Raw genomic sequence first — 11,089 nt, forward strand, 5'->3', positions numbered from 1 at the left:
TACCTCTTAATTGAAATTCAGGGATAGCTTAATAGTTTTGACGAGTTACTTGCAGGTGCACTTGGCTAGACGCTTACTTCATATTCACGTCCATCAAAGTCAGTATTATCTAAATGGTCGCTTAACAACTTAATACTATCGGCAGGGATCAGTTCAAAAGCTTTCTTACGCACATCACCAAAACTAAGGTTATCGTCCATATCTGTATCGATAAAATACTTTAACAAGCTACCAGCGGATTTTAATTTGGTTCGAACAATAGTGACATCCTCTACAATGCGTTGTTTAGCATAGCCCTTAGCTGATTCCGTCAACTTTCTAATCATATAGATAAAGGCTGATACTAAATTGTCGTTAGTTTCGCGGTATCTAAAAAATAAATAGCACACAAGATATAAGATGGTCTGGCTGTCATCGTGTCTTCTGAGCTTATAAACGGACTTATGTTTGACCAAGGAAGCATAATACTCAAGGTTCTTAGGGGATAATTCGAGTTCAGCAATAAGTACCTTAATTTCAGGGTAAAGTGAACGTATGATTTTATGCGTCTTCAGCTCTTGTGCTATTTGACTAGCCGAAAAATCTTTAGCCATTTTCTTTAATTTGGCTAAATCAGTAAAGGTGCTATTTGATTCAAGTAATTTAAGTAACGTTGCTTTTGTAGGTTGGGCTAAGTTTTCATTGAGAATAGTCTCGATACGATTTCGTTCATTTGATAACACTGTTGAGATAGTGTCTTGCAATGTTGTGTAGCCAGCTAAGGCTATTCTGTTTTGACCAAAATATGCAATGCATTCATCAAAAACATATCTAGGCTCCAAATTGATTTTTACAACATTATTGAGCCTTCTAAGCAACGGTTCCTTATCTATTTTACTTTGAAAAATCGAAAAGCCAGTATAGCTCAGTAACTTTTTAATTAATGCAGTTTTAGTTCTGGGGGGTAAATCTTCAGTATCAATATATTTATCATTGAAATACTTGGTTTTAATATAGTTATAATCAGCTTCAACATCAGCAAACGTAAAGTTAAACACTATAGGTCGTGATCTGAAGTAACCTAATAGTAGAATAAAATATATTCGTGTTTCAGTTTGTCTTAGCGTATTAATTAACTTCTGTGTTTCTTTATCTATAGAGAAGTAGTCTTCTCTATCTGCTCGGCTAAAGTTTGGTAATGCGTAAAGCTCATTAATTTCAGACTGTGTGAGAATTTGAATACGTTTTGTTAGTTGAGCAGCAATGATGATAAGCCTTTAAAATTATTTTTTGATAATCATACCTCAAATAAGTGATCAAATAATAACCTTAATGCCGATTTCGAGGGGATGGGCACAAAACCCCTATTAGTCGATTTGTATGAATATACGTCCGAGAGTAAATAGGTATCCAATCAATTACCTTACAATGCACTACACGAATCATTCGTGTAATTCTTTACTAATAAGGGATGTACTTACTAAAGCATACGCTCCGCATTCCAATGGAGTGCACTGAGCGTACGTTAAAATCTAGTTTCCATCTTATAAAGAATGCCTTTTTTCTATTGCAAATTTTAATGCGTTTTGGACAGCTTCATTTTGTGAATATCCATCATTCTGATACCCATCAACCCAAGCTTGGTAGTAGCTTTCATTATCATCAGATAAATCAAATACTTTTAGGGTTCTTCCATGAATACCAATGATAGTATTTTTAATGTCATACATAAACGTACCAAATTTAACTGGTGATTTTTTGAATTTACCATCATGATCAACTATTGGATTTTGCTTTTGATTTAGATTTTTTAACATACGGTTACTCCTACATTCCAATTATTTTGTTGATTTATCTTTTTTCATTCTTAAGCTTTAGTGAATTTACCTCTTGCTTAGCATCTCGACCATGCTTTTCGTGCATTGCGTCCTGTCTCATGCTGCCATCTTCTCTTCGGAAATCGTAATCTTGCCAGTTTCTAAGCTCTTCTTCCGCCTGTTGAAGTTCTTGTTCGACTTTTGTTATTGTTTCTTTAATGGTTTCTTCTTTCATTATTAGTCCTTTCGGTTTGTTTACTTTAGACTTTGGAATATTCCAATCACACTAATTTAAATTTATTTACTGTCCTATCTCATGCTTCATGCCGCAAATCATTCTCTTTTAAAAAGCCCACGTCATTCAATTTGAAACGCCGTGAGCTTTTTAGTATGTATTACATAATTACCAATTAAACGATCCTTTAGTGCGGCCACCCGCATCATCTACGGCTTCATAGGACACGTTCATAGTTGGGTATTGTGATAACCTAAGTTGAGTTGAAGCAGCACCACGACCTACATACTCACCATTAAACCACCAGTCATAACCAACTACATAGCCATCTTCGTCTTTACAGGTTGCCGTAATACGAATTGTACCCGAACGTACTAACTGAACACTCTGACAGGTTGGCTTTTTGTTTTCAAACACTTCGTATCGTTCATTAATTTCAGTTTCTTGGCCATACATGCTGGTAGCAATAACCTTTATGTCATAAATACCCGCTTCCTCAATTTCAAAACGATTCATTGGGCTTCTTGGCGGTTTAACTTCAACTTCGTCTCCATTTATAAACCACTTGTAGTCAATGATGAAATCTCGTGGGTGACCGCCTTTAGTTTGGGCGCGAGCTACTAACCCCAGTGGTGCACGACTATAACGGTTCGATGGAAAGTGAACTAAACTCCCTTGCACTGGATCAGCTTCAAGTACGTCAATAAACTTACTTATCTCTTTTACTTTGCCTCTACTATCCGTCACTTTGGCCTTAATTTCATGCACACCCGGCGTTTTGACGAGTAAATTAGAGTACATGCGGGTTGGATTCGTTATCTCAATATTGTCACTTTCCAACCATTCATAGGTATAAGTAACTCCTGGCATAAACTTATGTTTTTGCAATATCATGCCTGTGATGTTTGCTGGCGCTACTAAGATATTACTTCTTATATCAATAGTCGTTTCAGGAAACTCATACACCCAGCTCTCTAAATTACGTTGAGTTTCACGATAAGTAGCCTCTTTATAACCATCCACCCATGCCTTTAACACAAACTTCAACCGGTTGTTGTCATCAAGATCACTTTCAGTAGGCGTGTACTCAAACGACACATCGTTTTTCAATTGGCCATTAGGCAATACCCATTCATATTTAACAGGTAAATCAACGCCACCGTTTAAGTTTAACACCTGTCCTTCTACATCTATTGTCGTGCCCATTTCAACGAGATGAGGTGCACGTATCTGTGCCATCACTGGCCTTGGAGTTACAGGACGCGCATAGTAACGAGCTTCGGACCATGCCTGCTCCCCCGCTGCTTCAGTTGTTGTACTGAATCTGAATCGACCCATAATGAGCGCTTGTTCGCCTTTAGCTATAAATGACTGTACAGGCGCACCTTCAAACCATGTTTTACCCTCATCATGCGACCATTGAGCTTGTCCGTCATATGTATGAAGGGTCGTATTGTAGTCGAGCATATTGAGCTTAAACTCTTGCCCTTCGTATACTTGAGATGGTCCTTTAATCACTAAGCTTGCTTTGTCGTAACCACTAATTTTAAGTGGGGTGCTAACTGACGCTTCACCCGTGTTTTTGTTTGTAACCGTTGCTCTAACGTACTTATCTCCAGCAGCTTGCATTAAGAAAGGTATCGCGTTACGCCCTTCGTACTCTTCTAGCACTGACCAATCAGCAAGGTTCTCTGAAATCTCCCATTTTGTATCATTGCCGGCAACCATATCTTCTATCGTTTCATAGTCATAACGAACTAGTGTGGTAAACGGCACTTTTCCGCTTACTTGTGAGCTCCTTAATTCACCATCTACTCCAGTACCCAAAACTATTCTCATGAATATAGGGGTCGATATAATTTTCTTTTCATATTCTTTATGTGGCGATTTGACTGACGCGACAGCATAGAAACCATTACTTTTGCGGAAAATATCAGCAATAGCAACCGTGAACTGAGCTTGTCCATTTTCATTATTCGATTGTGTATCCGAAATTACTTGTTCTTCACCTCTGTTATTTTTATACGCTAAATAAATATCCCATTCGCCCATGGTGCTTGCATCATATTTACTTATTTTTTCTTTCCAATTCCATTCTCCCATGAACGCCGTTACTTGAACTTCATCTGTGCTTAATACATTGCGTTCTGAGTCCATGCTTAAATTTATAGCCACTTTACGAGATGGTAATACAATAACTTCGCCTGTCGAACCTGCTAAATGTTCATCTGATAGCGTGTAGGCGGCATTTATTGCCAGCGGATAGCGGTCAAACACTTTTCGCTTATCAACATCGTCATCACGAATAATGCCAAGTAGCTCATATATCGGCTTGTGGCTCCTCTGTGCCATGTATTCAGACGATTCATACTCACCACGACTTACATTGATGTTTAACTCCCCCGCGACGTGTTGAAGCCTATAGCGTGCTAAAACGGGATTTTCTGGGATAACACCATAAACACCTTCTTTAAGTTCAATAATAGGGTTTAAATCAAATGCCATTTGTTCAGCAGTTTTAATATTGTATTCAAACTCGCCAGCTTCTACTTTTACTTCATTACCATCAGGGTTAACAACATAAGCGCTGTAGCTAACCGTATTATCAAGTTCATCATGTATAGACCCCGTAACAGTCATAGCCCAGCCTTGATAGAGAGCGTCCATGCCTTTAGGTAGGTTGTCTAATTTGACGTAACAGCCTTTTCTAGCATCTCTTGATATTTCAATAGCTAAATCTTTAGATGCCACAAAGTTACAAAGATACTGGCTTTGGTAGATCTATAACGTACCGCGCTGAATATATTGGTAAAGATCATGTGTGCCAGTGTCTTTAGATTTAATACTGAATTTTGACGGCGCATACACATATTTCTCTTCAGTTTGACCTATATTGCCAAACGAATCTTTCGCTTTTACAATCAGTTCATAGGTATCACCGGGCGTTAGGTTATCTAAATTTCCATCAAAGAACTTAACGTAGCTTTTAGCATCAATTGGATCATCCACTAAAGTAAGTGGTACACCACCAAATGTAGCCTCTATTATTTCATTTTTTGTATCCCACCCTGGATTTGTTACAGCGCCAAAGTCACTGGCAAAGTAAAATGGATTGGTACTACGAGATTTGTCACGTAAATATGTTAATTGAACTTCAGGGGCAAAGCGCTGCAAGTAAAAAATGGGGTTTTCATAATCAGTACCGTTATCGTAATAGTCACGCAGGTTCAAACTGAACTTAAAAGCACCATCTGACAATGGGGTCATATCGTAGTGATAAACAATGTAATCACCCACCAGCTCGGTTTTGGTCGGTGGGAGTCGATTATCTTCACTCAAGTTTTGTTTTGAGCTACTAAAATAGAATGTATTGTTATCAATCTTTACTGATTGTTGAAATCTTATGTCTTCAATTTCTTCGATTATTAATGCCGAATTTTTTAATTTCCATGTTTCATCATTTTTAATGTTGGTGAATGGCGATTTAACAATAACTAGAATTTCATCCTGTTTAGCTTTAGCACTGCCTTCTTCTAATTGCTTTTCAATAACGCTATCATCGTTTTTGTTGTTAATAACAATTTCATGCAATAAAGGCGCTGTATAATCCCAGCTCAATCCATTTGTAAATGTACCCATGCCCTTGTCTAAAAAGTAAGGGCGGTCAGAATCAATGTCGATTTTCAGGCTAGTATTACCCTGTAACTGGTCTACTTTATTCCCTAACGGTGCTATATCGACAGGTAAAGCACATTTTGTAAAGTTACTCTCTACTGTACAACTCTCACCATTAAAGCTAATGATTTGTTTATACAGCCGAGGCTCAACACTAAATGTAATTCCCTTAACGCTTGCGGTGCTATCACGCAGTAGATGGTTTGCACTTGTTGAGACAACTCCATTGGTAAACTCAATCGTGGTGGCCGTCAACTTAGGTGCTATAGGCTCGACAATATCAACCGCTTTTGAGCCAATTGAAATAGGCATAGATTCATTCTCATTGAAGAAAATCTTAATTTCCCAATCAAAGGTTGTAGAACCAAGTTTGTCCGGAAAGCCATTTACCTTGCCAGTCGATTTATCTTCGGTTAAGCCGCTTGGATAATTAGTCCATTCAACCAAACAAAGTGGTGTTTCTTCAGCCCCAACTTTATCAAATGCACGTTTTTTAGCTTGCTCGATACTTGTTGTTAACGCGCAGCCTTGATAATTTGCCATCGATACATACGTGTCTATATCTTGTATTTCATGATAAATAAAATCGTCTGTATACTCTAGCGTAGTCGCCAAGCTATCTTTTGGATCGCGTGGCGTTACTAGAATTTTGTCATGAAATAATGTGAATAACTCATTGTTATACCCAACAACGCTTACTTTAAATTCAGCAAACTGGTCATTTAATGATACTAAATAAGAAGAAAGCATAGCTTGTGTATCAGTAACATCAAAGCTTTGCTTTACGCCCTTGATATTCATCTGTACGTAGCAAAGCCTGTCTTTAAATGTGTCAGAATTTTGTACTTCCTCAAGTGACGAAGTGAAGGCGCTACAGTAGTTAGATGCCTGATCACCTAATCTATACTTTAATTGAAATTTATCTGTAATCGCGTAAGGCGATGTATTAACCTGCTTTGTTCCTTTGTAGCCGCTGAACTTATAATCAGTTATTAGCACCGGTGAATTAGGTGCAGATGAAGCGATCAATAAGCTGCCTTTTGTAAATGTGTTTTGCTTGGTCACCAAGTCTAAGTTGTAGCGACCTCCACTTAAAGCAAAGTCATAAGCGTAATCAACGGTTTTTGTAGTACCTGGCAATATTTCTTTGTTATTAATAAATACACTGCCTTCACTGTCACTACGTAAAGTCACAAAAACTGGGTATTTTCCACTTATGGTACTGCCATCACTTAATTTAATAGGTTTACTATAAAGAGGAAGGTTACCGTCAACGTCTTTGAACACCGCCCCCGTTGCAGGTAAAGTTATTTCTGATAAGCCACTTTCTAAGCCTATTTTTTCTGCAACATAATTAAACCGTAACTCTTTTTCAATTATATTCCCTACATTGTCTTCTGCTAAGACGGTAAGAATGTATATTGAGTTTTCGTCTGGGAATAGCACTGGGTATTCTAATGCATAAAGACCTTCACTAGTTTCGCTGGTGGCTAAGAATACATTTTCGTTAGCTGGGCCACCTTTTAAATTGACAGACTTAATTTTAGATTCATTGTCGTCGGTAAGAGATATCGTAATTTCATCCAATGATTTTATTGTAGCGCCACTTTCTATCGAAAAAACTAAATCAGGTGCCTTTATATCGTTATCAATCGATAAAAGAAGCTTCTCAACATAGTTACTATAATTATCTTTAGCCCAAGCAAACATCTCGAAAGAGCCATGATCTAAATTAGAATAATTAACTGTAGCGACATAATCTGAACCGGAACGAAGTAAAGAAGAAGCTGATATATTTTCAATTACATTGCCGTCCTTTTTTATAATAATTCCAGCACTACCGAGCTTCACTCTATCCCACGTACTGCCCGACTTTAACTCAGTAATACTAAAACTGATTTTTTTTTCTGTTTCATCATGCTCAATTATTTCATTAATTATTGGGTCTTGTGCATCCCACTCCCAAACATGGCTTAAGGTACTGTCAAACATGCTAGTGTTGTCAGAGCTTCGTAAAAGAGGCCTTGAATGGTAATAGCCAACAGTACCTGTTTTATTAAACGCTAAGTTTGTATCTAGTTCACAGGAACTATCCCCAGGTGGAATTTTACATGAACTTCCATACATACTTGCGTATTGTTCGTAACCTCTAACACTTCCTGTAATTCGTATCTTTGATATTATTGTATCGCGCCCATTTTCACCCGAAGCCCTATAGGTTTTAGGTACCCAGCCAACCCCATCAACAAACGCTTCTATATTAGTGCCTTTTGGTGGTAATGTTTTGTCTGTAAATTCAGGGTTTGGAAAGGAAAGAGAGTTACAACGCCACGTACTGTTGTTTGTCCACCCAGCATTTGGATAGTTGAAGTTATTAGAGGTATTTGCTGGACCATAAATTTTAAAATAAGCGAATTCATCATCAACTGAAATTAAACCGCGATTCGTTATACCTGTTGTTGACCCTGCGAATACAGATGCTCCCGGAGCTGCTTTATAGGCCTCTTTCGAGATACGGTATATAGCTTCAAGTGGGTTTTTGTTGATTGGAGTTTTATCGGTAACAGGCCTAAATCCGGCTTGCCCCAAGTAATCACCTGTGTACGTTGGGTCTTCAATTGCAACGATTTTGGGGCTTGGTCCACATTTAGAATTATTATAAAAGTACATCTCTTTTTCAGCACTGTTACCTGCTAAATCGAATACTTCAAAAATTACTTTGTGCTTACTTTGTGCTTACTTTGTGTTCCTGAAGGAAAAAATACAGCTGCATTAGAATTATCCCCCCCTGTTCCTAACATAGCTTTATTCAAGATTGGATAATATGGTACATCGCCTGTTTTATATAACTGACCTTCCTTACCATCTGATTCCCAATATGTTTTATAAATTATTTTATCAATACCAGAAAGGTCATCGGTAATATTACCAAGAGTAAAGTGGCGGTCACTCGTATGACTAAACTTCGGTAGTCCATCTGGAGCATTACCACTGCCATAGGGAAATGACCATGTAAACGCCCCCATTGTTGGGGCCGTAGTGTCAACAATTAAATCATATGTTTCAGAAGAAATTAAATTGCTACTTGCACTTAAAATACTCGCTGTTGCTTGATATTTACCGTCTGCAATAGAGTCTAGTTTTAAAAGTGAGCCGTAATATTCTTTCCCATTAACCGTAATACGATCTGCTGGGCCTAACTTTTCACTAGTTAATGTATTCACAATTTCATTGCTTGAATTTGTGATTGTTAGCTGAACTAAGCGTTCTACACCGGCGCTTAGAGAAAATTGAATATCGTTATTTGTGCCGATATACGCTTCTGTTGGCTTTTGAGTTTTTATAACTTGGTTTGAATCAGTGTAGTTTATTTCAAGTAACTCAGCTGATGCGGTGGGGATTAAACCACCAGCCGTTAGCAATAAAGTTGCCTTAGTGAATTTGTTCATGACAATACCTATTATGGATAATGTAGGTATTCTTAAGCATTGAAAGGGAAATGTTAAAAAATAGGACGCATAAATTAGTACACTCTAGCTTATGCGTTTTTTATGATACGGGACTATTAGTTTGTAAATTAAACTGTATGCATTTGATTTACATCATAATTATCCACAAACCTTTTTAATTGGCCATATAGCTATATTCTTCCATAAATTAAACATCAAATTTATATTGAAAGAATTATTTTGAAACTCTGACTTCTCAACCTTGTTTTGAGCTACACCAATGTAGATATAGATAACCAAGATAAAAAATATGATGCTTCCATACTTTTCATTTACGAGCCAAATTAAGTCTCCTAGTGCATATAGGATTATAAAAGGTCCACCCATATATAAAACGTACTTTAAAAAACCAATAAAATGAGTTTTTATTCCCTTCAATAATTTCGATACTTTTGACTTTATACTCATATAACGCTACCTGTCTGCCAAGTTTGAAGTAGATATAATTAACCGACACTGTGCCGTTAAAACGTAGAGGTGTTAACTGTATGACCTCTAAATTATGGCGGTTAATCCTGATTAGTGGCACTAAATCAATCTGTGCACGTTAATTTCTGGCCATAGAGCGTGATTTTAACATCACCACGTTGATGAAAGTTTAAGTAACCATTCTGCAATGGCGCAACATCTTCAATATCGAATGGCCTTAACAAGATGCCTTCATCGGTAGTTACAGGCAGATTAGCCATGAGTTCATAAGTAAACCGTTGTTTATCTGAACTACTTACTAATAATTCTAAATAAGGCTTTTCACCATCCACAAAGATGGGCTCACCTTTAACGTTTATTTAATTAGTAACGGTTTTTATAATCTGCTCAGTCGGTTCGTACTCTATTTCAAGTGTCGAAGATATGAGTTGGCTTTCGCCAGTGACTATAAACTGCCATTTTTCACAAGCTGAAACTCTGGATATACTGGTTATACTTGCTGCAAGCAATCCAATTTTAATGATATTCATATTAGACCTTTCATGTGGATTTTTTCTAACCTTACTTAGTATCAAGTGCAAATAAAAAAATTACAGATAGCATTTATAGCCTCTGTAAAATTTAATGTTGTGGTAGCCGGTTGATATTATTTGACGAAATCATGTGTTATTAACTCAAATATTGGAAAGCAGTTATGAAACTTAAAAAGAGTAATATTGTACTCGCTTTAGCCGCAGCCTCGGTACTCAGTGGATGTGGTAGTGAGGAAGATGAAAAAAGTGGTGGATTTACTTTTCCAGAAGACACAACTCCCGCATCAATTTCTATTGAGGCGTCAAAACTTATTAATGAGCCCGCTGACTCAGTTTTAGATAGTAGTGTTCGCTTGTCTCTCTCAAAAGCAACAAAAGAAGAAGTGACATTAAGCTATGAAGTGACCGCTATTACAGCGAGTGCGGGAGTCGATTTTGAAGTGACTGCGGGTGAATTAACGATTCCAATAGGCTCATTAAGTTCTACTATTTCATTTAAATTGTTACTGTAGTGGCATTGTAGTGGCATAGTTAATTTGGCCACCCATTAAGAAAGAAATGTTATGCTAATAAGCATACAAATTTGGGTGAAAAAATGACGAAATTAAAACGCGCAACGTATTCTGCGGCAATCAAATTAGAAACAGCTCAGCTTGTAGTTGACCAAAGTTATACTCAAGAAGAAGCAGCCAAAGCGATGGGGGTGGGTAAATCAACCGTCAGTAAGTGGGTTACTCAATTAAAGCAAGAGCGGAGTGGCCAGACACCATCTGCTTCACCAATGACGCCCGAACAAATTGAAATCCGCGAACTTAAAAAGCAAATCCAACGCATTGAATTAGAAAAGGATATATTAAAAAAGGCTACCGCTCTCTTGATGTCCGACTCCCTGAACAATTCTCGTTAATTGAG

8 protein-coding genes and 1 pseudogene are annotated in these 11,089 nt (G+C 37.4%); 2 read left to right on the forward strand and 7 right to left on the reverse strand.

Translation table 11 applies throughout. The features are described 5' to 3' along the window. Positions 1 to 65: 65 nt before the first annotated feature. The 7 genes from I6E85_RS20325 to I6E85_RS20355 form a co-directional block, all read right to left on the reverse strand. A complete protein-coding gene (locus I6E85_RS20325) occupies positions 66 to 1,250 on the reverse strand; it encodes a DUF4158 domain-containing protein (RefSeq protein WP_080671231.1) in 1,185 nt (394 codons plus the stop codon). A 273-nt stretch (positions 1,251 to 1,523) separates the two neighbouring features. Next, positions 1,524 to 1,796: a hypothetical protein gene (locus I6E85_RS20330; protein WP_024591196.1), complete on the reverse strand. Its 273-nt coding sequence runs from the start codon at positions 1,794 to 1,796 to the stop codon at positions 1,524 to 1,526. Positions 1,797 to 1,830: 34 nt separating this feature from the next. Next, positions 1,831 to 2,031 carry a hypothetical protein gene (locus I6E85_RS20335; protein WP_024591195.1) on the reverse strand — a complete coding sequence of 67 codons (201 nt, stop codon included), beginning with the start codon at positions 2,029 to 2,031 and terminating at the stop codon, positions 1,831 to 1,833. A 168-nt stretch (positions 2,032 to 2,199) separates the two neighbouring features. Further along, positions 2,200 to 4,782 carry a hypothetical protein gene (locus I6E85_RS20340; RefSeq protein WP_024591194.1) on the reverse strand — a complete coding sequence of 861 codons (2,583 nt, stop codon included), beginning with the start codon at positions 4,780 to 4,782 and terminating at the stop codon, positions 2,200 to 2,202. Between the two features lie 30 nt (positions 4,783 to 4,812). Beyond that, positions 4,813 to 8,376 (reverse strand): Ig-like domain-containing protein, encoded by a 3,564-nt coding sequence (locus I6E85_RS20345; RefSeq protein WP_024591193.1) that lies wholly within the window; start codon positions 8,374 to 8,376, stop codon positions 4,813 to 4,815. A 44-nt stretch (positions 8,377 to 8,420) separates the two neighbouring features. Continuing rightward, positions 8,421 to 9,155, reverse strand: a complete 735-nt coding sequence (locus tag I6E85_RS20350; protein ID WP_024591192.1) for a DUF4165 domain-containing protein — start codon at positions 9,153 to 9,155, stop codon at positions 8,421 to 8,423. 593 nt (positions 9,156 to 9,748) lie between these two features. Further along, positions 9,749 to 9,976 carry a hypothetical protein gene (locus tag I6E85_RS20355; protein WP_024591190.1) on the reverse strand — a complete coding sequence of 76 codons (228 nt, stop codon included), beginning with the start codon at positions 9,974 to 9,976 and terminating at the stop codon, positions 9,749 to 9,751. A 362-nt stretch (positions 9,977 to 10,338) separates the two neighbouring features. Between I6E85_RS20355 and I6E85_RS20360 the strand changes: the two genes are divergently transcribed. Together I6E85_RS20360 and I6E85_RS20365 are read left to right on the forward strand one after the other, a co-directional pair. Further along, positions 10,339 to 10,689: a hypothetical protein gene (locus I6E85_RS20360; RefSeq protein WP_024591189.1), complete on the forward strand. Its 351-nt coding sequence runs from the start codon at positions 10,339 to 10,341 to the stop codon at positions 10,687 to 10,689. Between the two features lie 83 nt (positions 10,690 to 10,772). After that, positions 10,773 to 11,089 (forward strand): annotated as a pseudogene (locus tag I6E85_RS20365) (transposase); the annotation flags it as partial.

Origin of the sequence: Pseudoalteromonas sp. NZS71, assembly GCF_015864715.1 — a bacterium.
Classification (GTDB): domain Bacteria; phylum Pseudomonadota; class Gammaproteobacteria; order Enterobacterales; family Alteromonadaceae; genus Pseudoalteromonas; species Pseudoalteromonas arctica.